Source organism: Glaciecola sp. G7-5 (assembly GCF_055808975.1).
Genome location: NZ_CM147892.1, coordinates 998,431 through 1,024,514, shown reverse-complemented (window position 1 = coordinate 1,024,514; position 26,084 = coordinate 998,431). Strand labels below are relative to the sequence as shown.

The window sequence follows — 26,084 nt, the reverse complement described above, 5'->3', positions numbered from 1 at the left end:
ATGGAGTTTTCTAAAGCGCATTTTCAACTACACAAAACAAGCTATGAAGCACTAGCTCTTTGTGTTTATTTCAGTATAAATGCTGGTATTAACGCGACAACTGTGCTGATGGAAGAGGCTAGAGAAACAGAGTCCTCTTTTCAAGCGTGGGAACCTTTTATTTGGGAGTATTCTAGCGCATTCGCAACACTTTGTTTAATCCCCCTGATCGCAGGATTTATGCGTCACTTTCCTTGGAACTGGCAGGCGAATGTTCGAAGTATCGTAGGCTACGTAGTTGCAGCGTTCACCTATGGCGCACTGCATATCTTCTTGATGGTAGTATTACGCGAACTCTTTTATTTGCCGACCGCGAGTACTTATCAATTCGCTAGCGGCATATGGCAATATTTGTTCGAAATACTCTATGAATTACGCAAAGACTTATGGAGCTTTGTGTTTTTTGTCGTCATGATTGCGGTATACCGATATGTTATAGCCCAGTGGCTTGGAGACGCAAAATCACTGCCTGAAGAAACCAGCGATTTTGAGCAGACGCCCTTAGAACCGCTCGCCAATATATTGCTGGTTAAAAAGTTGGGTAAAGAATTCTTAGTAAAAACCGCTGATATTGAATGGGTCGAAGCCTGCGGGAATTACGCTAACCTGCACATTAAGGATGCGCTTTTTCCAATGCGCATTACCATGAACGATTTTATGAAGAAGAGTAAACAGTTTGGCTTTGTGCGCGTGCACAAATCATTCGCAGTGAATGTTAATAAGGTCGACTTTATTGAAAGCTTAAGCACTGGTGATGCCGAAATAGCAATGTTATCGGGCAAAGTTATTCGTCTGTCAAGACGTTATAAATCAGAGCTTGAAGCATCAATAGCGCAGTTATAGTCAGTGCTAATATATTTATATATCGCGAAAACTGCGATAGCAAAAAAAGGATTGTAGGCTATGCCGACAATCCTTTTTTACATTTTAAAACAAGCCCTTACGAGCCTGCAGGCACCTTAACATATTAGTTGCTAGTAAAGGTTATTTCATCGAAATATACTACTGTGTCAGTACGACCATCAACCATATCAGGGAAAATGGCAATACCACTAATCGCTAGATTCTCTGGAAGTCCAATATCGTCGGTAAAGTCGATAGTTAACTGTTCCCATTCATTGATTTTAGTATTCGTTGCCGTTCTTTCTGGGTGGGCACCGTAGCCATCGCCTCTTTGTCTTTCAAACTTAACTCCGACAGGGCTTATTTTGTCTTTGTAGACCCAAATCTTCACAATGGCAGTGTCGGCACTTAAAGCAAATTCTTGCACAGTTCGCGTTACCGCGCCTGCAAACTTGCCAAAGTTAGGCCCTGCAGCAACTAAGCTAAGTTTTGCTACTTGCGCAGTCGTATTACCGACCATACTTGGGTTGGCAACAAATTCCAAGGCTGGAGAATCAGGACCATTTTCAAAAGCAGTCCAGCTTGACTGTTGTGCTTCGGTGCCTTCAAAATTAATACCATTGGTTACATTTACAATTAGGTCACCACCCGACGTTGAATCGCTCGCATTACTTCCACCGTTATTCCCGCCAGCAGAAGGGTCATTAATGATTTTGAAATTATCGATTAAATAATCTGCCCCAGGAGCATCGTTGTAATTAGGGAAGACCATAAACAAAGCGATATCGCTCATATTTAGTGAACCAGCCGAATTAAGAGCAGAGAGAGGGAAAGTATAAGTTTGCCATACGTCTTGCACAGGAGTAGCGTGGCCTTCAGTAGCACTTGACAGGCTCACTTCAACGGCATTTGCCGGTACACTAGATTCTATTTTCAACTTCCAATCAACAACACCAGCTGTGGGTGCAGCGAGCATTTTTAATTCAAATTGTACCATGCCGGTAGAAACGATAGACGAAGCGTCATAGGCAACGCCATTGTCGTTTTCACTAGCGCGCGCACTAAAACCAGCAACACTAGGTGCGGTTAATTGGAATCGGGTAGTTTGGTCGTGTGCTGCGTCATCAGTATATAGCTCTACTGAGCCGCCATCGTTTATCCATGTATTCCACGCTGCTACTGCCGCATTTTCAAAGACAATAAGCTCAACGGTCATAGCAGCGGCATCGGCGACGGTAATTGTAAAGGTGTCATTGACAGTATCTTCACCATCACTAACGACTAAATCCACCGGGTAATCACCCACAATGTCGGGTGTGCCCGATAAAATCCCGGTAACCGTATCAAAAGCACCCCAAGCAGGAAGCGTTACCGACGATAAACTCAATGTATCACCGTCTGCGTCATTTGCGGTTAAGGTATAACTGTAGTCAACGCCAACTGTCGCAGCGGTTAGTGCTGTACTAGTCACGGTTGGAGCAGAGTTAGCCACTACAGCACCGGCTACCGTAATGGTAAAAGACTGTGTAACTGCTGGCGCCGTGCCGTCAGTTACACTCAGTACAACACTGTGATCGCCAACATCAGTGCTTGCTGGCGTGCCCGAAAGAACGCCCGTGCCTGCGTCGAAGGTCAACCATGCGGGTAAAGTCGTTGCGCTTAGTGTTAGAGAGTCATTGTCGGCATCACTGGCAGCTAAAGTATAACTATAAGCTGCGCCTTCAGTAGAGGCGACAACACCGCTTGACGTAATGACTGGCGCGGCATTGGTATCAACCGTGTCATCGCTATCATCGTTACTTCCGCTGCCGCAACCTGTTGCGAGCATTGCGACCATACTGACGAGTAAAGTGCGTTTAAACGCACGCTTGTTTTGTAAAAACATTATGACCTATCCTTTTGTTAATTGATTTGATCGTTAATCCTTTTTAGCTAACGAAGTGTTTACATTTAATTTACTTAAGGACAATGTATACAGATGTGGGCATACAACAATGTAAAAACGCCCAAAGGGATTTTTACAAGGCAGGTTGGCTACACTTTATAAAAGTGCTTGAGTTTGTTTGTGAGTACAAAAACAATAGAAGTTAAAGACTAAACTTGCTTAGAAGTGATCGTGTTAATAGTGCTTAATATAAAAAAATCGCCGTGCAAGACGGCGATTGGGGAGTGATTATTTCACTTAGAAAATTACTACTTACGTGATTTTCTTACGCCAGCAAACGCTAAAAGACCTAGGCCTAAAAGAGCTACGTGAGCAGGAGCAGATACAGGTACTGGAGGAGGAGTCATATCTGTGTAGTCATAAGCTACAGTGATTAGTCCACCAGCTTGAGTAGTGAATGAAGATAACAAGTTACCTGCACCCGTTGCAACGCTAGTAGCGCTTGCATTGAATGTGAAGTTAATCATGTCACCAGCACTACCACTGTATGTAGCTAAAGTGCCCATATCAGCAAATGTTGCAGAGTTAGTTTGAGAACCATCTAAATCAGCAAATGTGAAACCAGAAGTACCACCAAAGTCATCAGTGCCGTCATATGCAGATGCATTGAACGAGTCACTAACAGTTGGAATAGTTACTACTAAAGTGTTCATCATGCTGTCTAACAATGTTAGTTCAGCTGACAATGTAGCAACAACTGTTGCTGGTTGTGCGTCTCTGCTTTCTACTTCAGCGATACCATCAACTGTGCCAGCAATAGTAAATGTTACTGAGTTAAGAACAAGGTTTCCGCCCATAGTATCGAACTTAGCTACTTGTACGCTAGAATTAGAGAAGTTAGTTACTGTAGGAGCTACAGTAAACGTTTCAGTAATAACAGCTGCGTTTGAGAATCCCGCTGCACATAATAGTGAAGCGCCACATAAAATTTTCTTTAACATCGTGAATTTCCTTCAAATTTAAGTTAATTATTAAGAATAATACGAATAAATACGTCTATTCATCCTTATTAATCACAGGTAGTGAAGCAAGAACTGAGCCATCAATAAACTTCTTTGTTTTTCAGTTATATAAACCTATCCATTTTGCTTATAAATTTAAACTGTAAAAAAAGCAGACAGGCCAATAAACACGCGGCTTCCGCCGGTTTTTCGTAGCTTATTGAGAGTAATCAAAGACTTAGCACGTGATAAAAAGATCCGATGTTATTTTAAAGCTAAAGCGTATGAAATTACGCACGTTTGAACTAGAATTGTACTCTTAGTTTTTGAATCAATTAGCTTTTTACTGCTCGCGTTTCATTATGCCAGCGAACTCTGCGCCACCCTCTAATTCACGATAGTCAGCATTTACTAACTCCCAACCAAGGCTGCCAAGTTCATTTAAATAGGCCTCTACATCTTGACGTTGTCTTCCTTTAAAAACGCCTGCCGAAGCGACATCTCGAGTATCAACCATTTTATATTCAAACTTTTTCATTTGTTTTTCCTTCTTCTAAAAAAATCCTCTGCTGCAGGGCAGAAGAGGATTCGTTATTTTGCGTCTTTTTTCTAAGATAAGAACTTAATCACGGCCAAAGGTTTGCCCGAAAAAGCTATCTTCATTCCAGGTAGGACGCTGCTGGTCGTTACCTAGGGTTAAACCGATTTCAAAATTAACTTGAGTGAATGTGCGCGCTGCTGCCCATACGAAGGGCTGATTCATATCGTCTGAAGGTCTGTGATAATGAGAAGCTAAGAAATTGTTTAATACTTCACTCCCCTCTATATCGGGTGTTTTTGATTCTATGCCCGTGACCAAAAATACCGCCGGTATACCCTGCTTGACGAAAGCGTAGTGATCAGAGCGCGTAAACAAGTTAAGTTCAGGCCATGGATCGTCTGTCAGCTTTATGTCTGCATTTGCCACAGCCTTAGCTACTTTTTCACCCATAGAGCTATGGCTTGCACCAAAAGCAATTACGTCGGCAAATTCGTAAGTTAATAAAGGCATGTCTAAATTAACATTGGCGACAAGACTCTCAAGTGGACGGGTAGGATGGCGAACAAAGTAATCAGCACCCAATAAACCCTTCTCTTCGCCCGTTACCGCAACAAACAAAATAGAACGTTTTGGCGCCACCGGCAATTGTGAAAACATACGCGCGGTTTCCATCAGTACCGACGTACCTGTCGCATTGTCCATCGCACCATTATTTATTTTGTCTTTCTCGACCGACTTTGAAATACCAAGGTGGTCTGAGTGAGCGGTATATACAACGTATTCATTTTTTAGGAGTGGATCGCTGCCCTCAAGCAAACCAATAACGTTTGGACTACTCACATCTTCATGAGTCGTGGTGTAACTTAAGTCAGCTGACGAGCCCATATCAAAAGCTGCGGGGGCTTCATCCTTTGCAATTTGTGCATAAATTTCGTCTAGTGAGGTTTGTGTATCAGCAAAAAGTGTTTTGGCCGCATCTGGACTAAAAGAGGCTGAAACTTTTAATTCAGTGCGTTGATTGCCTGGCTCACCGTTGCTATTAAGCCATGCCATTCTTGGGGTCTTAGTATATAACTTAGACCGCTCATAGGGCCGACGTTTCTCACTAGCGGGCGTTTGAATACTAATATAACCCACCGCACCGCGGTCTGCTGCATAATCTGCTTTTTGTGCACTTGAAGAAACATGTGAACCTACTTCACTAGGGAAGCGCTTTGGTTTTCCGCTTAAGACAACAACAATTTTGCCTTCAACATCAACATTGGCATAGTCATCATGATCTAACTCAGGCGATACAATACCATAGCCCACAAAAACTAAAGGCGCAGAAGCATTGGCGTTGGCATAGGCTAAATTGGGGCTAACTAAATAATCATCCATAAAGGCCATTTCAATCGTGTCATCGCCTTTTTGTAGCACAAGTGAGGGCGACTCTTGCACTAGGAGGCCTTTGCGAAACCCAACACGCTGCATGAAGGTGCCGTTTTCACCCGCACGCTTTAAACCATATTTTTGAAACTCTGTAGCGATGTAGAGAGACGCAATTTCATGCCCTCTTGAACCGGTATCACGACCTTCTAGCAAATCGTGTGCTAAGAAGTTCATGTGCCCTTTAATATTTTCGACATTGGGCTTGGGGCTATTGAGCGCCTGTCCTGCTTGCCTTGAATCGCTCGTTGCATCACAACCTAACAACATTAAGCTGGTTGCAAGCATCAACCCACTTGTTTTTATACTTGATATCAATTTCACACTACTCTCTTTTATTTATCAGTCGTTTATCAATTTTTAGCGACACTCACCTTGGTGGGAAAGTGTAGGCTAAAGCATGTTTATATCGTTGAATGAAGCCACTTAGGGCACAAAATCTACCAGGCCATTTAAGCAAGAATAGACTGCAAACACCAGTCGAAGCTTGTAACAAAACTTGTGCAAAAGCCTAATAACACAGCAAAAAGTGGAAATTTTCATGTTTCATCCATACACTAGCAGAATATATCGATTGCAAAGCTAAAATAGGCTCTCATGAAACTAACGCTAAGGCGAGTTTGCTATGCCGCGTAAAGCACAATATACAGTAGAAGAGATTTTCGAATCAGCTATTCCCGTGGTGCTAGCGAAAGGCTATCGAGGTTGCTCAATGGATATGTTGATTAACGTAACTGATTTTAATCGGCGTGCTTTTTACTTAGAGTTTGGAAATAAACAAGGCTTTATGGACGCCTTGTTGAGCTATTACATTAGCCAGCATTTGTTGCCCTTGCAGCAACACTTGCGCGCAAGCACAGAGATTTCTCAAGCGATCATTGATTATTTCGCCGCCTATCAAGCACATATTAATAAGCAAGGCTGTTTGTTGATTCGCTTGGTGGTCGAAACCGGTAAAGAAGACAACGAAATTATTAATCAAGCCCGGCGCTATTTTGATAATTTGCAACAAAGCTTTATTGCTTGTATTGAACGTGCCATTGATCAAAATGAATTTAGGCACAAGGTAAATGTAGAATCCTTAGCACTAAAATTAAGTTGTTTTGCCCAAGGATTACCAGTATCTAACAGTATTGTACAAGGCGAGTCTGATGCACTTATTGTGATCAAAAGCTTATTTGCTGAACTTATCTAAAGATTAACATCATTAACAAGGTAGAACTGTAACATGACGAAAGATGCCACAATTTATAGAGTGGAGTTTATTAGTGGCGGTGAACGCTACGAGTTATACGTAAAAGAGCTTATCAGCAGCTCGATATTTGGTTTTATCGAAATTGCAGATTTTGTTTGGGATACACACACCGGACTTGTGCTAGACCCAAGCCACGAAAGGCTAAAAGACGAATTTGGAAGTGTAGATCGTACCTTTATTCCTATGCATAACGTCCTTAGGATAGATCAGGTAAAAAAACAAGGCAGCGCCAAAATCACCCCGTTTTCTGATAAGCTAGATAAAGTGACCGCCATTCATAGCCCAATATATACGCCCAAAAAATAATATTAATAAACGTGTCGGCATTTGCGCAAAACCAAAAACGGTCATCATATGCGCCGCACCTTGGAGTCAATCATGTTAAAAACCCTACCTATTGCTTTAACTTTTACCGCGCTTGCATTAGCCCTATCAGGTTGCGCTCAACATAATGTGCAAGCACAAGCCCCCTCAGTTCCACAAGTGTCGTCGCAAAGCGCAGCCTCTGTTACCTTAGCCGCCTTGCTTGATGATATTTGGCAGTATGAACTAAGCCAATATCCGAGCTTAGCAAAATCAAAGGGTAAAAAAGCGATTGAACTACCTAGACAATTTGCCGACATTAGCCTAGCCGCCCTGCAAGCCAGAAATGCCCGCTTTGTGAGTTTTCGTGAGACGCTAATGCAAATAGACCAAAGCGCATTAACTGACAGCGAACGCATCACAGTGCTTATGCAAAAGTATCGTCTAGACAATGCAATATCTCAGTTTGAATTTAAGGAATATCGGGTACCGATTACCTCTGAGTATGGTTTTCATAGCAGTTTAGGGGCCAGCATCAGCAGCGTACGGATTATGTCAAAAGATGATATTTCGGTATACAAACAAATGCTCAGTGAACTTCCCGATCAATTTGCACATAATATCGCCTACATGAAGGAAGGGATAAAACACGGGCATACGCAGCCGCAAGTCTCACTAAAAGGCTATGAAGACACTATTAGTGCCTATATTAATACTACACTGAGCACTGATAACATTTCAGAACATCCATTCTTTAAACCAATAGCGAATGCTAAAGACGAGCTAATATCAGCTAAAGAGAAAGCCGAACTGACAGACTTGGTAATGCAAGCAAACGAGCTATATCAAGGCTTTTACGACTTCTTCACCCAAGAATATATGCCCAGTGCTAAAAGCGATATCGCAGCAAAAAACTGGCCGCAAGGCTTGGCTTTTTACGACAACCGTATAAAGCATTTTACGACCACCACAATGACAGCCCAAGAAATTCATGACTTAGGACTTGAAGAAGTGGCTCGCATTCGCGGCGATATGCAAAGGATTGTCGACGCTCAAATAGAGAAAGGCGAGTTTAATGGCGACATCAATGAATTTATCGAATTTTTACGCAGTGATGAACGCTTTTATGCAAAAACACCCGAAGCGCTTATTCAATATGCTTCGTATGTCGCGAAAAAAATGGATGCGAAACTGCCTCAGCTGTTTTATAAAATGCCTCGCACGCCCTACGGTGTAGCGCCGGTGCCTGACAATATCGCGCCTAAATATACTACCGGACGTTATCTATCACCACGGCGGGATGACCAACCCGGCTACTATTGGGTGAACACTTATGCGCTAGATAAACGCCCACTTTATGCTATCCCAGCGCTGACTTTACACGAAGCCGTCCCTGGTCACCATTTACAAATATCCTTGGCCGCTGAAATGAGTGAGCTACCTGAAGTTCGTCGCTCAACTTATATCTCGGCATTTGGTGAAGGCTGGGGCTTGTATTCAGAGTATTTAGGGCTTGAAGTAGGTATGTATGAAGACCCCTATGACGATTTTGGGCGTTTAAGCTACGAAATGTGGCGAGCGTGTCGTCTTGTGGTTGACACAGGCATGCATGTATTTGGCTGGAGTCGTGACCAAGCATTAGCCTATATGTTAGAAAACACGGCTTTATCTGAGCACAATGTACGTACCGAGATTGACCGCTATATCACATGGCCAGGACAAGCTTTGTCATACAAAATAGGTGAAATCAAAATTAAGGCGCTGCGCAAAAAAGCGGAGTCGAGTCTAGGAGAGGATTTTGACTTGCGCGCATTTCACGACGCTGTCTTAGCAAATGGCTCAATTCCCCTTTTTGTACTCGAACAAAAAGTAGATGCCTTTATTGAAAAAGCGAAAACAAAATAGTCTTTTTACTAGTCTTTAGTTTGTTTCGTAAGTTCTGTATTATTCTCGGCAGTTGGGCGTAAGCTTATACTGCCCATTATTCTTTTATTTTTACGCAAGGAAGTCCCTCCATGAAGAAAGTCCTCATATTTGCATTCGTGCTTGTTCTCGCTGCGGCCTTAATTGGCCCTAAAATTGTGGGTTCACAATTTGCGACTGGCATTGAAAATACCGTCCAAGCAATTAATAAAAACCCTAGCTATAGCGCTTCTATTAGCAGTATCGAAAGTGGTTGGTTTAGTACTAAAGCGGTTGTGAATGTTGCCTTAACTATGCCTGATATGTCAGACGTGACCGGGCAAGCACCTTTGGACTTTTCGGTTAATGTTGACGTAATGGGGAGCCATGGGCCTTTTATCTTTAGTGATGGCTTTGCAATTGCTTGGTTGCGCAGTGTTGTACAAACGCAATCTCCAGAGCTTCCTGCTAGTTTAGTACTTCCTAACAACGACCCCTTCTACCAATTCAAAGGTCTAACGGGCCTACTTGGAAGCACAACTTATCGAGATAGTATTGCAGCAATAGAATATACCGACCCGAAGACCAAAGGTATCGTTTCGTTTACGGGGCTTAAAGGAAAGGGTGAACTTAACAGTGACTCAATTGAATATGTTGGCGCCGCTGATGGCTTGCAAATGACGGTAGAAAACACGCTGAGCTTGGATATTCAAAATATCGTGCTTGATGTGAATGCCGCTGAGTCAATTACAAATCTAATGACCCAAGGTTTATATGATTCAAGCTCAAGCTTTTCGATTGATCTAATGAGCTTCAACGATATGACTGAAAACACCGAAGTACGTATCGTAGATACAAAGATGAACGCGACAAGTGATTATGATAAATCAAATGATTTGGGCGGCGTTTCAATCAATACTAACATCGCATCAGTAGATGCCCCTGATATGAATCTCACTGATTTAAATACGCTCATTGAAGTCAAAAACTTACAAGCTAAGTTTATTTTGGCCTATCAAGAGTTTAGCAATAAATTAATGGAAAACGCGGCAAACCCAAGCCAACTAGAAGCCGACATGAATGCATTTGTCGACACTTATCTACTTGAACAGCTGCAAGCAAAACCTGAATATAACTTTACGAATATTAGTGGCAAAGTAAATGGCAGTGAGTTTAAAGGCAATATTATGAGCACAGTGACTGACATTCAAGAGCTGCCAGAGAGCATCGACGATAAGGCATTTTGGATGCAACATGTCCTTGTTACTAGCGAGTTGACAATGGCCGAAGATGCAGCGCAATTCTTCGCCAGCTTAATGATATCTCAGCAGCTTTCGGCGAATCCGAACTTCGTAGCCTTAAGCGAGGAAGAGCAAGACCAAATAATGACTCAACAGATAGAAGGAACCTTGCAAGGTCTTACACAGCAGGGCATGCTTATAAAAGAAGACGAAGCTTATAAGCTAAACTTTAGCTTAGAAAATGGTATTGCATTGTTAAACGGCAATCAAATACCACTGTAAATTTATCGCTCTACACACTTTTTAGCGATATGTAGGTATTATCAAGAGCAGTGCTGCAATAGCCCTGCTCTTTTTTTATCTGAAAAAAAGATTATTTAAAACAAATAATTAGCGATCATTCTTATATCAAAAAACATTTCTTGCTTGCGTCGCTTACAATAATATTTATACTGTATATCCGTACAGTATAAATTGAGCTGGTTATGAATCCTATTCTGCATGATTTACAAAATAAGCAATGGGTATGGACAGCCGCAAATGCTAAGCAACAAGCCGCAAGTGATACGCTAGCAACCGGCTATGAAAACCTTGATAAGGTATTGTCTCGCGGCTTTCCCGCGGCAGGCATGATCCATATAGAAAGCCCACTTGGCTGCGGCGAAATGCGCCTGATGCTGTCTGTTTTACAGCAACAAAAGCGCAAAAACGACAAGCTATATATGTTTATCGATCCGCCTTTTGAATTAAACGCAGAGTTTCTGCTTGCACAAAATATTTCTTTAGCGCAATTGCTTGTGATCCGTACAAACAAAGCTGAAGACGCCTTATGGAGCGCTGAACAGTCAGCTAAAAGTGGGGCTTGTTGTGCCATTTTTATGTGGCAGAAAAAGCTAAAACACATACAAATACGTAAGCTTGAACACGCCGCTCTGCAAGGGGCTTGTTACTGCGTATGGCTACAGAGTCACCTTCATGCCCGGTGCACAAATAACAATACCCAGGATCAGCAAAGCGAAAACCAGCAAAGTAATTTACCGCTTAGCTTATCGCTTAGTATTGAGCGTGAAAACGATGAATTGAGCATAAAAATAAACAAGCAAAAAATAGGCTGGGCGCAAAAAGCGGTTCGTATTCCGCTTCCTTTTAAAAGCCTGACTAATCGCTCACTCAAACGCCGCCAGCACAAAGTAGACAGCGCTAATAAAATCGTTGCGATTAACGCCAACAGGTAAATCATGCAATTTGATACGCGCTCATTGTGGATTTATCTCTACTTCCCTAGGCTACAGCTTGATTTAATAGAAGCGGCTGAAAGTCATCAGATTAGGCAGCAAAAGCAGCCCCGCGGCGTTGTAAACGTAAATACAAACACCTTGTGCCAATTAAACAAAAAGGCACTCGAGCAAGGCTTGCGCCTTAATATGGGCTTAGCGAGCGCAAGTTTGAGCTGTGCTGATTTACAGTTGCACGAATATAGCGAAGAAATAGAAAGCACGCATATTGTGAATATTGCCGACCACTTATACTTAATGACTTCAGATATTGTACTCGCCCCGCCCAATGCGCTAGTCCTAAGAGCGCAAAACATGCTTAGTCTCTATGGCGGGTTAGAAGCTTATTGGCTAGTCATAAAGCAAGTATTACAGCGCCAAGGTATTCATTTTATCGCCGCATCGAGTTATTCGGTTCAAGGAGCAAAAGTACTCGCCCTAAATCACAAGTCACTTATTAGTGATGATCGTGAGAAAATTAGCGCCGAGCTTAAGCAATGCGCCTTAAGCTATACCGATATCGACGTCAAAGACTTACAAAAACTGGCCCGCATTGGGGTTAAAACTTATGCACAACTGTGTCAACTTCCTACGGCCGATCTCGCCAACCGTGTTTCACGTTTTAGCATGGGCGTCATTAACGAGCTACAAGGTAAGCAAGCTGCGCGTGTCACCTTTTACCAACCTAAACCCCGCTACCATGACTATATAGAACTATTATATGAGGTCAGCTTAAGCGATAAACTTTTACCACTTATAGGCCTTGTGATAGATAAACTCAGTGAGTTTTTGCAACTGCGAAATGCACATTGCTTATCAATTGCTATGCAGTTTTTCCAGCGTGAGCATGAGCCGCAAGAGCATCATTTTGCGAGCATACGTCCTATTTACAAAACCCCTGATTGGCTAGACATTATTAGCCTTAAATTAGAATCGATACAATTTGATTCACCGGTTTACGCCCTATCCTTAAGCTGTGAACATTATGAAGTAGCAGAAGTTGCTAACGACGATATGTTTGCCCAAAAATCGACTCATCTCGCCTCCCTTACCTTGATCTCTAGATTGCAAAGCAAGTTAGGAAATAAGGCCGTAAAGCACTTGCACTTTGTTGGTGATTTTAGGCCTGAAAAATGTAGCGAATCAAGCCCTATTGGCACAACTTCAAATAAGAACAAGCATTCTACAACCTTCATTTTTGATGACAGGCCCGGCTTATTACTGCAAACACCGCAACCACTGCAGCAACAACTTGAGGTTATAAAAGGCCCTGAACGTATTCAAACTGGTTGGTGGGATGACAGGGCAATTAACCGAGATTACTACATAGGACAAAGCCAAGACGGCCAGCAGTTATGGATATTTAAAACCCCCACTCAAGAATGGTTTTTACATGGCTACTTTATTTAATCCGCCACCAGAAAACACAGCGCCCCTTATTGGTTTTGCTGAATTGGTCTGCCAATCTAATTTCTCTTTTTAGAAGCAGCCTCGCACCCTGAAGAATTGATACGCCAAGCCTATTTTTTAGGCTATCAAGCGATTGCCATTACCGACGAATGTTCGGTTGCTGGGGTAGTACGGGCATACACCGAAATTAAAAATAACCATTTACCCATCAAGCTAATAGTTGGGAGTAAGTTCATATATGAAAACCAAGAGATTGTGCTTATTTGTCCTAACCATTTGGCTTACAAAGAGTGCTGCAGAATAATAACAAACGCACGCAGGCGAGCCGAAAAAGGCGAATATACGCTGTCAAAGTGGGATCTCAGCTCCATTAAACATTGCTTTTGTTTATGGATACCAGCCAAGCCGAGCCTTTACCCTGAGCATAGTGCGCACCCGGGCCCTTCTTTTTCTGCGTGGCAGCAACAAAACCCAAGTCACGACTTCATCACTTGGTTACAAAAGCACTTCAAAGAACGCTTATTTTTAGTCGCAAAGCGCTGGTTAAACGCCAACGAACAAGATTATCTTGCTTATTGCCAAGACCTTAGTGAAGTTTATGATATTGATATTATCGCCAGCTCTTGCGCGCTTATGCATGAGCCCTCACGCTTAGAAATGCAGCACTGCCTACAAGCAATTAAAATGGGCTGCGGTATTAATGAACTTGGTCGCCGCGCACAAGCAAATAGCGAAGCTTGCCTGCGCCCTATTAATAAACTGAAGTCACTCTATCCGGTGCAGTGGTTAAACAATGCTTGCCTATTAGCCTCGGCTTGTCACTTTAGTATGGACGAACTAGCCTATCAATATCCTAGTGAGGTCGTCGCAAAGGGCATGACGCCCACCCAATATCTGCGTGAATTGGTTGAGCAAGGCATTAAAAATAGGTTTGAACAAGGCCTATCTAAAGACATCCGAGATATTATCGAAAAAGAACTTTTATTGATCAAAGAACAATCGTACGAGCACTTTTTCTTAACCATTCACGATATTGTGATGTTTGCCAAAAGCCGCAATATTTTATACCAAGGCAGAGGCTCAGCAGCAAATTCGGTGGTGTGTTACTGCTTAGAAATTACTGCCGTTGATCCAAGGCAAATCAGCGTACTGTTTGAACGTTTCATCTCAAAAGAACGAAATGAGCCACCCGATATCGATGTAGACTTTGAACATGAGCGCCGTGAAGAAATCATCCAATATATCTATCAAAAATATGGCCGTGAACGTACCGCGCTTGCCGCCACGGTGGTATGTTATCGCTTTAAAAGCGCTTTGCGTGAAGTGGGTAAAGTATTAGGCGTTAATAACACCGACCTCGACTTTTTCATTAAAAATGTAAATAGGCGCGACCGTGCAATTAGCTGGCAATCTCAGTTAGGAGAATTAGGCATTGATCCTGAGTCCTCACTGGGTAATAAGTTTGTACATTTGGTTGAACAACTAATTGGCTTTCCCCGCCATTTATCTCAGCATGTGGGCGGCTTTGTGATCTCCGAAGGCCCATTATACGAACTCGTTCCGGTTGAAAACGCCGCCATGCCCGAACGTACCGTAATTCAATGGGATAAAGATGACCTTGAAAGCCTTAAATTACTGAAAGTCGATGTGCTTGCGCTTGGCATGTTAACAGCCATTCGCAAATGTTTTGATATGCTCAAAAATAACTACCAGCAAGACTGCAGCATTGCCTTTATTACCGCATTAGGTGACGACCCACAGGTTTATAAACAAATACAAAGCGCCGACACCGTGGGTCTTTTTCAAATCGAATCGCGGGCACAAATGTCGATGCTCCCGCGTTTAAAACCCAAATGTTACTACGACTTAGTCGTGCAAATTGCAATTGTTAGGCCTGGGCCTATACAAGGCGATATGGTACATCCTTTTTTAAAACGCCGAGATGGCTTAGAAAAAGTCAGCTATCCTTCAGAGGCGGTCAAAAACGTCCTTGGACGCACAATGGGCGTGCCTATATTTCAAGAACAAGTTATACAACTTGCCATGGTGGCAGCCGGCTTTAGTGGCGGAGAGGCAGATCAATTAAGGCGTGCCATGGCTAGTTGGAAAAAGAATGGCGAACTGGGCAAGTTCAGAAAAAACTTGTTGATGGAATGACCCAAAGAAATTATTCACTGGCTTATGCTGAGCGTCTGTTTGAACAAATATGTGGCTTTGGCGAGTACGGATTTCCAGAATCCCATTCAGCTTCATTTGCTGTACTTGCCTATGTATCAGCGTGGCTAAAACATTATTACCCTGCTGTTTTTTATATAGGCTTGCTCAATAGCTTGCCTATGGGCTTTTACGCGCCTTCACAAATTATTCAAGATGCCAAGCGTCATAAGGTAGCCATACTGCCCGTTTGCGTTAATCAATCAGATTATGATCACAAACTTATTCCCACAAACAAAAATCAACAAGCGAAGTCTAAATATGAGCAAGATAGTGTTCATGATCATGCACTTCGTTTAGGCTTACGCTTAGTCAAAGGACTTAAGGCTTCATCAGTTGACACCCTCATAAAGTACCGGCCAGCGAGCCTATTTAAAAGTATCCAAGAACTACGTCATATTGGTTTACCGGCGTCTTGCTTACAAGCCTTGGCGAGTGCGAATGCTTTCGCCTGTTTTGGTCAAGATAGATTTAATAGCCGTTGGCAGCTAATGAATGATATTGTTGATTTACCACTGTTTAGTCAAACTAGCAGTACACCCACTCAATCCCTTATTCGCCAACCATCTATGTTTGATAACTTATTAGAAGATTATGCTAGTACAGGGCTGTCGGTCAAACATCATCCTATCGACATGCTAGAACAAGCAAATTTATTACCTAAGTTCACCCTAGCGAAAGATATTCCCCTTGTTGCACACCAATCTTTTATCTCGGTTGTTGGTCTTGTGTCGTGTAAACAAAGTCCTGGAACCGCTGCAGGAGTAACATTTATTACTTTAGAAGATCATAGCGGAAATACCAATGTAGTTATTTGGCAGCGTAGCGCCAGAGCACAAAAAGAAGCCTATTTAAACGCAAAGATATTACAGGTTAAAGGCATTCTAGAGCGTGGAAATGGCGGGGTCGAACATGTCATCGCTGGTAAGTTAGTCGATTTAACTGGCTTATTACAACACCTTGATGTGAATGCGCGAGAATTTAAATAAGCCAATCAGTATATTTGTGTTATCCCTTTGATTTGCGTGAGTTCTGTTTGTAGGTTTTGCCGCGTAATAAGTGCTATTTTATTGCCACTTGGATGGATACTAAAGGGTTTCAGCAAATCACTAAGAAGTAAAGGGACTTTGCTTTGTTCGCCCGTAAGCAAATGTGTTTTAAGAAGATAAGCTTGCTCGCTACTGTATGTACTTGGCACTAATTGATATAGGTGGTTTTTATGTATTTGCCAGCAAGCACTACAATCATTAGTGCCAATTTCAACTTGCAACGACGCTTTGTTATTCTGGAAATTTACAAAGCCAATGCCATGCTTGTTAAGCAGAAATGTCGCACTGTAACGTTTACTTCCCTTATCAAGTGTATCGACTAGATCAATCGACTTTTTCACTTTTATACCCGCTTCTAGCAGTCTCATTTGCTTTGTACGCATATTGTATTCGTACAAACCGTCAGGCTGTCGTAAATTCGTCGTTTGCCCTGCAATACTTGTTTCAGCATAAAAGGTCAATATATCGCTAGTATCAGAGCCTGATTTTGTTGAGAAATGAATATGACTAACCTTAGGAAAAGTAAGCGGTAAATAACGAATTTTTGCGCTATCCATATCGATGACAAACGGACGCTGATTTACAATACCCGCTAAAAACCGAGAATCCTCATCGACAAGCAATTCGTCAATCTGCGATTGCTTACTAAACTCGTAAATGACCCTTTCGGCGCTATTCTTCGCTCTGTAAACAATCGCTATTTGGTCTGCTTGTTGACTTACGAAGTAGAGACCCTCATCAGTATACTGGGGAAGATATTCATTGCGTGCAATCGTATTTGTTGACACCAGTTGCACGTGTTGACTAGCATTTTCACTTGTGGCTTTAGTAGCGAACACTTCGGGTATTGTATATTCATTCAACTTCGGTATGCCTTGAGTATTGGCAAGCACAAAGCAAGTAGCACCGCAATCGGCAACAACCTGATTAATCAATTCACCATTGGCATTAAATAAGGTTAAGCGCCCTTCATCGAGCTGAAATGCGCTAAGATTTGCGCTATTGTCGGTGAAGCTAAAACGATTGCCTTGGGCATTAAATACGCCGCTTTGCAAACCATTGTTAAGATCAAGCGAGCGAGTGGGAACGGCAGTTTGTGCATCTTTAAAATAGAACAAACTATGCCGGTTTTTGGCTTCTAAACTAAGTATAAATCCGCTGCTCACAGGCGAAGGCCAAACGTTGACCTTCACTTGTTCAACTGAATTGAGCGGTGGTGTTGACGCAATACTCGCTTTCAACTTCTCGATTTGCTCAGATGCACCCACAATCGAAGGCCAGCGCTCAACCGCTGTTTGCTGCAGACCGCTATCCAAAGAAAACAAATTAAATGTATTATCGGTCTCAGAGCTTACATATAAATAGTTACCACTAAAATCAGCGCCAAGCACATTAGAACCATCAGGCAAACTTACTGGGTATTTTTTAATACTTGCGTCTTTTGCTTGTCGATTAACATCGATTGCGTAAAAACCCTTGTTGTCTTTACGCATCAGCAATATACGCTTACTTCCTTGTGAATACCAAAATTGTTGATGTAATAGCTCCGGGAATACGATTTTTTGCAGTTGTTTAGTGTTGATATTTTCAATCAGGACTTGGCTTAGATTGTTAGCATCAGAACTATCTATCCATATATTTATTATATCGTCATTAATGTAGTAAGTACTTACACTTTTGTTCTGCACAACCCCTATCGTAGTTTTTTCAATGCTTACTTTCGGCAGCGTATCATCCCCATATCCCGTACTGACTAAATACCAAATAAACGCCACTATGGCGCAACTTACCACAATTGCCGTCCAAACGATAAATTTAGCATGTACTTTTACATACGACTGTAGCATTGTAGAAACTAAATCTACAGGTGGTATGAGCAAATATCCCTTGGTTGGAACTGTCTTAATATAGATAGGATTTCTGGCGTTATCTTTTAGGGCTTCACGTGCTTTTTTGACCATTGCACGTAGGGCTTCGTCGTTAGGTTTTTTCGATGGCCAAAGTGTTTCTAGGACCTCTTCCTTGCTCACCAACTCGCCTTGGTGCTGAATAAGCAAAAGCATAAATTGATGAACCATGGGCTCTAGTTTTTGCTGGCTACCATCAACACTCAAACGCCCTGAATTACAATCAAGTTCGCAGTTCAAAAACCTAGCTAGTTTATTGCGTAAATTTATATCGGACACGATAGTTAGATACCATATTTAATTGCTCACCTGTCACATCGAACAAAAAACTACAGCTTGTGACTTTATGTGAACAAGCATACACGCCTTTGTTTATAATTGCTAAAGAGTTTTGTCGCTCAAACTAAAGAACATAAAAGACAAGGGGCATTCTGACTATTCATTTTTATAAGGCTAGCAAAAAAGAAATATTTAGACCCAATCTCAAGCTCTATAAAAAGCAGAAAGACTAAATATACAGTCCCTGTAAAAGTGAAATCATTGTGCTTTTTTATTAGCATATTTTCGTTAAACCAAAGATTTTTTCTTCCACTTTGCAATGTGACCTCGCGTCAATCGCACTAGTTCACAGTGTAAATCGTGGAAGTTTAGCGCCCTTATTTTTTAGCTGCGAAGTCACATTTCGGGCTTGATAAAAACTCGGTTAACTGACTTTTCATTTTGCGAATATCGCTAAATATTTTTAGCTTAAATTGCGCATTTACAACACGCGCAATATCTTTAAAAAGGCCAAACGCGATCGTATTCATGAAGTTGTATTACTCATAAATTTTTTAATATTTAGGCATTGTATAACACAAAGAATCCAAAAGTCCGGCCACGCCAAGTTCAAATGTAAGCACTCACTATCTCAAAATCGCATATTTTAATTTAGTAAACGTCAAACAAGGTCAGAATATAGGACACTCTCATATAATAATAAACTCGTACCGAAAACCCTTTAAGTTCTCAGTTTTTTGCTTAATTGGCCGATACTTAACCATCTATATGTGTAAATCGCCCATAAATTTAGAGAGAGTGTTACGTGAAAAAATATTGTCTACTATTACTAGTCACACTGCTATTGGGCAATAAGCTAAGTTTCAGCAAGACAAATGAAAGCCCCGACCAGACGACCAACGCCAATATTGAAAACTCGCAAGATACAAAAAAAACCCTCACTAAAAAGCAGACGCACTTTCGAATAGGTGTTTCTTATGTAAACAGTTATCCACTTTTCTCCTATGCCAATGTAGAAGATAGAGGACTTGGCTGGGCAATATTAAAAAAATTTGCAGACGCGAAAAATATTACCTTTGAATATTTACCTATGCCCGTAAATCGCCTACAACCGTCAATGGATAGTGAGGCAATCGATTTTATATTCCCAGATAACCCGTTATGGTCAGCCTATCGTTCAAACCGATTGCCAAATATTTATAGCGCCCCAATCATAGACACAATAAGCGCAAGTTTTGTTCGTACCGAAAACCGCAATATAAACGTCGAAGACGTATCAAAAGTCGCTATTCCGTTTGGGTACACCGCTTATACCTGGGTTGGCCCTATAAAAGATTACAATATAAAGTCGGTCCCAGTGAGGGATTTATATACTGCGTTATATTCTGTGCAACGAGGCTCAGTCGTTGCGGCAGATGTAGAATATAATATTGGGGCATATTTAATTGCTGAAAATGATAATTTGCATGGCTTATCCATCGCGCCTAATTTGCCCAATACTAGCGTTGCTTATCATCTATCTAGCATCAAGCATATTACCTTACTCGAAGAGCTTAGCGCCTTTATCGAAAAAGAACGTGAATTGATAGAAACACTCAGACAAAAGTACGGCATAAAATATCATCACGAAGTGTATACAAGTACAAAAGCTGTCAATCAGAGCCCTCAACATTAAAACCAACAAATAGGATGTCTAATCGCTAGCCAATGAGGTAAAGTAAAGCGATAGTTGTTAAGTATTGCTAGGTACTTCATGCCACAAAATCACTCTGTTCTGAAAAAGCACCTGCGTATCGTTGCTTACGTGTTTGCCTTACTATTTGTCATTGAAATAATAAATCTTTTTACTGGCAGAATACTCAATCAATTCAGCATAGTACCTAGATCACTTTTTTCACTTCCCTATATTTTTACTGCGCCATTTCTGCATGCTAGTCTGCAACACTTTTTATCAAACATAGTCACCTTGTGTGTGTTTACCTTTTTGTTGCTTCAATTTTCTCAGCGAACATTTTTCGTTCTGTCTTTTTCACTTATCGTGAGCACAGGGTTGCTGGTGTGGTTATTTGGTAGACACGCTTTTCATGTTGGTGCGAGCGGAATTATTTACGGTTATTTTGGCTTTCTTGTACTCGCAGGCTTTTTAAGTCGAAAAATTGGGCTTATGATTATATCGGTATTGGTCGCCTTCGTGTATGGAACGATGGTTTGGGGAGTATTACCGAGTCAACCCTATGTCTCTTGGGAATCTCACTTTTTTGGCTTTGTAAGCGGCTTATTTTTAGCCTGGTTTTTAATGAAGAAATAATCGTAAAATATGTTATCAATCGATGCAATATCAAAGTCATATATAGATGGCGGCCATAAACAAACCATTTTAAGCGAGCTAAGCTTTTCAATCGAACAAGGCATGAGTGTTAGTATAATGGGCGCGTCTGGCTCTGGGAAGTCGACATTATTGCATTTGTTGGCCGCATTAGATAAGCCTGATCAAGGCCATATCTGGTTTGACGACAATAATAATAACCAAGGCCAAAAAGGACGCACAGATATAAGCGCCTTTTCTCAAGAACAAGCAGACAACTACAGAATGTCGACCATAGGGATAGTGTTCCAAAAATATAACCTGATCGACGTCATTAGCGTACATGACAACGTTTATTTGCCTGCAAAATTAAATGCACAACGTGGGCGTCCCACCGATGCCAAATACATTAATGCGCTTATGGAGACATTGGGCGTGTTAAAACATGCAGACAAGCTTCCTCATCAATTATCTGGCGGTGAACAACAACGCGTGGCTATTGCTAGAGCCCTAGCTCACAAACCCAAGCTTTTACTGGCCGACGAACCCACAGGTAACCTCGATAGCGTTAATTCACAAAAGGTTAGTCGTTTGTTGATAGATACTTGTGCGCAACATAATACGACACTCATCCTAGTTACCCATAGTGAACAAGTTGCATCCCTCACGCAGCAACAAGTGCGCTTGGAGCAAGGGCGTTTGCTTTCGTCGACACATTAGTATGGAAGTATTCAAGCCTTTGTTTTTTACGCTATTGCTCAAAAGTTACAAGGCAAGCAAATTTAGTCTGTTGATGTTGTGTGCATCATTAGTGATCGCAACGTGTGGCTTATCTACTGTATTGATCATTAATGCCAGTGCTAAACAAAGCTACGGTGACAATAACACTTTGTTGATACCAAATGTGCAGTATCAAATTGTGGCAAAAACACCTCAGTCAGTCTTAACAAAACAAGACTATACAGCGTTACGCAATAAAGGCTTTAGTCAACTTATCGCTATCGCTACGGCTTCTTCACATATTTACAAAGGAAACGAGCGCTTAAGTAAAAGGCGTATTACAGTAACCGGGATTGATAGCCTATCTTTATTGCCGCTATTAGCCGATAGCACAAAGAGCGCGCAAAACACTTCCCTCACAGCACAAAGCCAAACACTAGGATCCATGGCTTTTGGTACATCACTTGCGATTGGACATCCAAGTTTATTAGCTGAATTAGATGCCGACAACGACAGTATACAAAGACTATCTACTCGCCCTATGAGCGAATTAAATGCCCTGCAAAAGCACAATTACACTCTCCCCAAACTTATTAGTATAAACAATCCCAGTTTAGGCAATGACTTAATATGTGATATTGGAGAGTTTTATAGACTATTTCCTGAAGCCGAACTCAGCAGCTTGCTGTTAGTAGGTACTGCTTCTGCCGATGATTTCACGGATAGAATAAGTCAGATTGAAAAACAACTGCCCACCCACCTTAAGATAGTCGCGATAAATACAAATAACCAACAGGGCGAACTCACCAATAGCTTTCATATGAATTTGTTAGCAATGGCACTGCTGATGTTTGTTGTGTGTTTGTTTATAGTGATTAACGCTGTCAATCTACTGATAAATGCGCGTATGCCGTGGTTTAAGATCTGTCGCCAACTTGGTATATCTAGATACCAAATCTTTGCTAATCAATTGATAGAAATGAGCTTGATTACTTTGGTCACAAGCTGTGTGGGCATTTATCTTAGTATTCATTTGTCGAACATTGTTTCACCTTCCATACAGGCGACACTTGAAGGTCTGTATGGAGTTCAAGTTGGCTTTGGTAATATCTCTTTGCTTGGCTTATTTACGCAAGTGTTTGGTATTAGTTTGTTTGGCTGTATTGCTGCGACAATTGCACCGTTCCTAATAAGCAATAAATCTTTAAATTCTATAAAGGCCGAGAATAATGTTCCTCATTCCCAGAGAGGGTGGCGACAGGTTTTTTGGCTATCGAGTGCAATCTTTGCTGCTATTGCATTTAGTCTTTTGCAACTTGACACAGCATTGTGGGTAATGTTGCTCGCGACAGCTTTACTAATATTGTCAGGTTGTTCGCTTTTGCTGGCGAATTATCCGCAGGTCATTGGCGTATTAGATAGACTTATTCCGCCCTCGTTTACTTTGCTGAAATTAAGTACTCAACAAAGCATTGCCTTGTCGGGTAAAACCAAAGTAGCCTGTTGTGCTTTTTTTATTGCTGCAACCAGTAATATTGGTATGAACTTGATGGTTGATAGCTTTAGAAATGCAACCTTAAGTTGGCTAGACTCGCGATTAACAAGTGATTATTATTTATATTATGAAGGCAATGAAGATATTGCTGCAATGGCTGAAACGGCAGATATCGACCTGTATCAGCGCTATGAAAAAATTATTAGTTATCAAAATAATGATAAAATTCAATTGCATAGCTATCCAACGACGGTGCAATTTAAACAGGCGATGGTATTTTATGAGCGCGCTGCTCATGAACAAGCCTGGGACGATTTTGAAAATGAAACAGCCGTATTTGTAAATCAACAATTTGCATTTACCTATGGCTATAAAGTAGGTAGTACCATTGTCCTTCCTCACCCTACTACTAATGGTTCTACTACTTACCTTATTCAAGGAATTATTTATGACTTTGGTAACGCATACAAACAAGTCATTATGCCGCTATCTGCCTTTGACGGATCGCTAACGAAAAGCGCAATATACTCGATAGTGGTGGATGAGGCAGGTTTGGAAAGATTTAAACAAGCTCTTGATAGCGCGAATATAAATTATCAAAATTCCCTATTAAGCACTAAAGAATTACTCGCGGTTTCTGAACAAACGTTTAATCGAACCTTTTTGATCACCGATGGCTTAAATGTGGTGACATTATTGGTGGCTGCACTATCTCTTGCTTGCGCAATAGTCGTGTTAATGAACGATACAAGGCCTCAAAACATGTTGATACGGAGCTTAGGTGTTTCAGCCATTAAAACGCAACTTTTAGCTTTATTCCAATACATGTTGCTGTGTTTAGTTGCCTTAATTTTTGCGACACCCTTTGGCATTCTACTCAGTTGGGTATTAATCTATGACATCAATTTTCATGCATTTAAATGGACCTACCCGTTACAAATCGATGCGCTAAAGATAGCCTATATTTATATTGTCAGTTTGAGCGTTGTTCTGCTTGTTATTAGTATTCCTATTGTACGCGCAGGAAAACGCCCTCTTATTAAAGATATTAGAAGGTTGAATTAGTTATGCGAAGAGACATGATGCTCGCCGGCCTTATTATTTTTAGTATTGCGCTATTTATAAGCTTTACGAGCTCCGATGAAGAGGCGACCGCTAGCTCTGTGTTCGGTCGCAATATTTATGCGATTGAGGACGATATTGGAAGCTTAGCAGATCCAGAATATGAGATAACTTTTCCAAAAGACCATGCATCTCACGACTTCTTTGATATTGAATGGTGGTATTTAACCGCTAATCTAGAAGCTTCAAATGATGAAATTTATGGTCTTCAATGGACACTATTTAGATTTAGGAACCCAGCAGCAGATGTATCTTCTGCAGATTCGCAAAATAACATTTGGCATAATAATCAGATGTTTATGGCGCACGCTTCAGTACATTCAATGAAAGAACACTGGTTTGCAGAGAAGTTTGCCCGTGGCGGTGTAGGCAATGCGGCAATAACAAGCAATCCTTTTATCCTCAATATTGACGACTGGCAATGGAAGAACTTCGAGCAGGGCAGCGATCTTTTGCCAGCGATTTTGGATTTTAGCGCAGCCAGCCAAAATACCACCTCATTAAACCTTGAAGTTAGTTTACACTTGCGTAAACAAGGCCCCTATATACCGCATGGAAACAATGGTTATAGTGTCAAATCTACAAGTGGCCATGCTTCGCATTATTACAGCGCACCATTTATTAATGTGAAAGGGACATTGAAAATGATCAATCCAGCTGAACAAACGGAAAAAATAGAGGTGACAGGCAAAGCGTGGTTTGATCATGAATGGACATCGGGACTTTTTGACCAGTCAACGTTGGGATGGGATTGGCTATCACTGCATCTAGATGATGGAAGTAAACTAATGGCCTTTAGAATGCGAATAAAGGACCAAAACGATTATATAACTGGCTCATACATCTCTTCTGAAGGAAAACAACAGTCCTTGCTTCCATCACAAGTATCTCTGGAAGCACTTAATAAAACCAAAGTAGATAACAAACTGCTTCCCTTGCAATGGGCTATCTCCATACCAAGTAAGGATATTGATATCAAAGTTACCGCATTGAAAAATGATCAATGGAACAAAGCTCTAGTGCCTTACTATGAAGGCATGATGAAGGTAGAAGGCTCTCACAAAGGAAACGGCTTTTTAGAACTAACCGGTTACTAATTTCTATCACCGCGACCCCGAACGTTATTTTCGCATCGCTACGCCGTTATGATCGCAGCCCACAGACGTCATCACCGCAGCCCACAGACGTCATCACCGCACCGCATACGTTATCACCGTAACTCTACGCCGTCATCTGCGCTACCACCCTCGTCATCTTCGCTGCCACCCTCGTCATCTTCGCGCAGGCGAAGATCTCCTCAACAGCCTAGCAAACCCCATAGATGTTTGGCTTTTGCCGTGTAATGTTGGGGGTTCCTGCCTGCGCAGGAATGACCTTTCTTCGTTGATAGTGCAGGGTTTTGTGTTGAATATGATGGTATTTACGTTGAATGTGCAAGGGTTGCACAAACTGCAGACGTAAAAAAACCCGCTAGCGTTTGCTATGCGGGTTTTTCTAATTGGGAGTCTGGCGATGTGCTACTCTCACATGGGGAAACCCCACACTACCATCGCCGCTAATACGTTTCACTTCTGAGTTCGAGATGGGATCAGGTGGTACCGTATCGCTATTGTCGCCAGACAAAAAAGCGCGAAGCGCCCTCAACTTGATTGAGGGGCTCCGACTTAGCACGCCGTTATCAAAACAACGCGCTTTCATTTGAAAAAGCTGTTACGACACTTCATATTTACGACGAAGTACCGTCGTTCCCGCGAAGGCGGGAACCTCCTCAACAGTGAGGAATATAAAAAAAGTAATGGGATAGATGTTTGACACTCCGCGGTTGCCCAAGGAGGTTCCTGCCTGCGCAGGAATGACGACTTGTTATCGTC

The 26,084-nt window shown here is 41.7% G+C and carries 17 protein-coding genes, 1 rRNA gene and 1 pseudogene; 13 read left to right on the top strand and 6 right to left on the bottom strand.

What is annotated here, in order from left to right:
* Positions 1 to 882: a LytTR family DNA-binding domain-containing protein gene (locus AC0L6H_RS04560; RefSeq protein ID WP_473392872.1), complete on the top strand. Its 882-nt coding sequence runs from the start codon at positions 1 to 3 to the stop codon at positions 880 to 882.
* 124 nt (positions 883 to 1,006) lie between these two features.
* Here AC0L6H_RS04560 and AC0L6H_RS04555 read toward each other — a convergent pair whose 3' ends face one another.
* The 4 genes from AC0L6H_RS04555 to AC0L6H_RS04540 form a co-directional block, all read right to left on the bottom strand.
* Positions 1,007 to 2,767: a putative Ig domain-containing protein gene (locus AC0L6H_RS04555; protein ID WP_473392871.1), complete on the bottom strand. Its 1,761-nt coding sequence runs from the start codon at positions 2,765 to 2,767 to the stop codon at positions 1,007 to 1,009.
* A gap of 308 nt (positions 2,768 to 3,075) precedes the next feature.
* Positions 3,076 to 3,768, bottom strand: coding sequence for a choice-of-anchor E domain-containing protein (locus AC0L6H_RS04550; RefSeq protein WP_473392870.1), 693 nt, complete (start codon positions 3,766 to 3,768; stop codon positions 3,076 to 3,078).
* A 343-nt stretch (positions 3,769 to 4,111) separates the two neighbouring features.
* Complete coding sequence (locus tag AC0L6H_RS04545) at positions 4,112 to 4,306, bottom strand: DUF4177 domain-containing protein (RefSeq protein WP_473392868.1); 195 nt, start codon at positions 4,304 to 4,306, stop codon at positions 4,112 to 4,114.
* Positions 4,307 to 4,390: 84 nt separating this feature from the next.
* The gene (locus AC0L6H_RS04540; RefSeq protein ID WP_473394463.1) at positions 4,391 to 6,025 is read right to left on the bottom strand and encodes a M28 family metallopeptidase; all 1,635 of its coding nucleotides are present in this window, start codon (positions 6,023 to 6,025) and stop codon (positions 4,391 to 4,393) included.
* A 337-nt stretch (positions 6,026 to 6,362) separates the two neighbouring features.
* Between AC0L6H_RS04540 and AC0L6H_RS04535 the strand changes: the two genes are divergently transcribed.
* From AC0L6H_RS04535 to AC0L6H_RS04505, 7 genes and pseudogenes are all read left to right on the top strand, one after another.
* The gene (locus tag AC0L6H_RS04535; protein ID WP_473392867.1) at positions 6,363 to 6,932 is read left to right on the top strand and encodes a TetR/AcrR family transcriptional regulator; all 570 of its coding nucleotides are present in this window, start codon (positions 6,363 to 6,365) and stop codon (positions 6,930 to 6,932) included.
* A 33-nt stretch (positions 6,933 to 6,965) separates the two neighbouring features.
* Positions 6,966 to 7,298, top strand: a complete 333-nt coding sequence (locus tag AC0L6H_RS04530) for a DUF1820 family protein (protein WP_473392865.1) — start codon at positions 6,966 to 6,968, stop codon at positions 7,296 to 7,298.
* A 72-nt stretch (positions 7,299 to 7,370) separates the two neighbouring features.
* Complete coding sequence (locus tag AC0L6H_RS04525) at positions 7,371 to 9,200, top strand: DUF885 domain-containing protein (RefSeq protein ID WP_473392864.1); 1,830 nt, start codon at positions 7,371 to 7,373, stop codon at positions 9,198 to 9,200.
* Positions 9,201 to 9,310: 110 nt separating this feature from the next.
* The gene (locus AC0L6H_RS04520; RefSeq protein WP_473392863.1) at positions 9,311 to 10,720 is read left to right on the top strand and encodes a YdgA family protein; all 1,410 of its coding nucleotides are present in this window, start codon (positions 9,311 to 9,313) and stop codon (positions 10,718 to 10,720) included.
* A gap of 203 nt (positions 10,721 to 10,923) precedes the next feature.
* The gene (locus tag AC0L6H_RS04515) at positions 10,924 to 11,673 is read left to right on the top strand and encodes a translesion DNA synthesis-associated protein ImuA (protein ID WP_473392862.1); all 750 of its coding nucleotides are present in this window, start codon (positions 10,924 to 10,926) and stop codon (positions 11,671 to 11,673) included.
* Between the two features lie 3 nt (positions 11,674 to 11,676).
* The gene (locus AC0L6H_RS04510; protein ID WP_473392861.1) at positions 11,677 to 13,122 is read left to right on the top strand and encodes a Y-family DNA polymerase; all 1,446 of its coding nucleotides are present in this window, start codon (positions 11,677 to 11,679) and stop codon (positions 13,120 to 13,122) included.
* Positions 13,106 to 16,325, top strand: a pseudogene (locus AC0L6H_RS04505) (error-prone DNA polymerase). Before AC0L6H_RS04510 ends, AC0L6H_RS04505 begins: the two are co-directional and overlap by 17 nt.
* Positions 16,326 to 16,330: 5 nt before the next feature.
* Here AC0L6H_RS04505 and AC0L6H_RS04500 read toward each other — a convergent pair.
* Positions 16,331 to 18,571, bottom strand: coding sequence for a winged helix-turn-helix domain-containing protein (locus tag AC0L6H_RS04500; RefSeq protein ID WP_473392860.1), 2,241 nt, complete (start codon positions 18,569 to 18,571; stop codon positions 16,331 to 16,333).
* 805 nt (positions 18,572 to 19,376) lie between these two features.
* Here AC0L6H_RS04500 and AC0L6H_RS04495 point away from each other — a divergent pair.
* From AC0L6H_RS04495 to AC0L6H_RS04475, 5 genes are all read left to right on the top strand, one after another.
* Entirely contained in the window at positions 19,377 to 20,246 is an 870-nt protein-coding gene (locus AC0L6H_RS04495; RefSeq protein WP_473392859.1) for a substrate-binding periplasmic protein, read from the top strand.
* A gap of 78 nt (positions 20,247 to 20,324) precedes the next feature.
* Entirely contained in the window at positions 20,325 to 20,879 is a 555-nt protein-coding gene (locus tag AC0L6H_RS04490; protein ID WP_473392857.1) for a rhomboid family intramembrane serine protease, read from the top strand.
* 9 nt (positions 20,880 to 20,888) lie between these two features.
* Positions 20,889 to 21,596: an ABC transporter ATP-binding protein gene (locus AC0L6H_RS04485; RefSeq protein WP_473392856.1), complete on the top strand. Its 708-nt coding sequence runs from the start codon at positions 20,889 to 20,891 to the stop codon at positions 21,594 to 21,596.
* A 1-nt stretch (position 21,597) separates the two neighbouring features.
* On the top strand, positions 21,598 to 24,156 hold the full coding sequence (locus AC0L6H_RS04480) for an ABC transporter permease (protein ID WP_473392855.1): 2,559 nt from the start codon (positions 21,598 to 21,600) through the stop codon (positions 24,154 to 24,156).
* Positions 24,157 to 24,158: 2 nt separating this feature from the next.
* A complete protein-coding gene (locus AC0L6H_RS04475) occupies positions 24,159 to 25,310 on the top strand; it encodes a lipocalin-like domain-containing protein (protein ID WP_473392854.1) in 1,152 nt (383 codons plus the stop codon).
* 407 nt (positions 25,311 to 25,717) lie between these two features.
* On the opposite strand, the gene rrf is transcribed toward AC0L6H_RS04475, so the two are convergent.
* Positions 25,718 to 25,833 (bottom strand): 5S ribosomal RNA (gene rrf, locus AC0L6H_RS04470).
* Positions 25,834 to 26,084 lie beyond the last annotated feature (251 nt).

Bases quoted from the DNA above. Each gene is read 5' to 3' on its own strand.
- AC0L6H_RS04520 (WP_473392863.1), top strand. From the start codon at position 9,311: ATGAAGAAAGTCCTCATATTTGCATTCGTGCTTGTTCTCGCTGCGGCC.
- AC0L6H_RS04560 (WP_473392872.1), top strand. From the start codon at position 1: ATGGAGTTTTCTAAAGCGCATTTTCAACTACACAAAACAAGCTATGAA.
- AC0L6H_RS04480 (WP_473392855.1), top strand. From the start codon at position 21,598: ATGGAAGTATTCAAGCCTTTGTTTTTTACGCTATTGCTCAAAAGTTAC.
- AC0L6H_RS04525 (WP_473392864.1), top strand. From the start codon at position 7,371: ATGTTAAAAACCCTACCTATTGCTTTAACTTTTACCGCGCTTGCATTA.
- AC0L6H_RS04530 (WP_473392865.1), top strand. From the start codon at position 6,966: ATGACGAAAGATGCCACAATTTATAGAGTGGAGTTTATTAGTGGCGGT.
- AC0L6H_RS04545 (WP_473392868.1), bottom strand. From the start codon at position 4,306: ATGAAAAAGTTTGAATATAAAATGGTTGATACTCGAGATGTCGCTTCG.
- AC0L6H_RS04535 (WP_473392867.1), top strand. From the start codon at position 6,363: ATGCCGCGTAAAGCACAATATACAGTAGAAGAGATTTTCGAATCAGCT.
- AC0L6H_RS04550 (WP_473392870.1), bottom strand. From the start codon at position 3,768: ATGTTAAAGAAAATTTTATGTGGCGCTTCACTATTATGTGCAGCGGGA.
- AC0L6H_RS04510 (WP_473392861.1), top strand. From the start codon at position 11,677: ATGCAATTTGATACGCGCTCATTGTGGATTTATCTCTACTTCCCTAGG.
- AC0L6H_RS04490 (WP_473392857.1), top strand. From the start codon at position 20,325: ATGCCACAAAATCACTCTGTTCTGAAAAAGCACCTGCGTATCGTTGCT.
- AC0L6H_RS04475 (WP_473392854.1), top strand. From the start codon at position 24,159: ATGCGAAGAGACATGATGCTCGCCGGCCTTATTATTTTTAGTATTGCG.
- AC0L6H_RS04515 (WP_473392862.1), top strand. From the start codon at position 10,924: ATGAATCCTATTCTGCATGATTTACAAAATAAGCAATGGGTATGGACA.
- AC0L6H_RS04555 (WP_473392871.1), bottom strand. From the start codon at position 2,767: ATGTTTTTACAAAACAAGCGTGCGTTTAAACGCACTTTACTCGTCAGT.
- AC0L6H_RS04540 (WP_473394463.1), bottom strand. From the start codon at position 6,025: ATGCTTGCAACCAGCTTAATGTTGTTAGGTTGTGATGCAACGAGCGAT.
- AC0L6H_RS04485 (WP_473392856.1), top strand. From the start codon at position 20,889: ATGTTATCAATCGATGCAATATCAAAGTCATATATAGATGGCGGCCAT.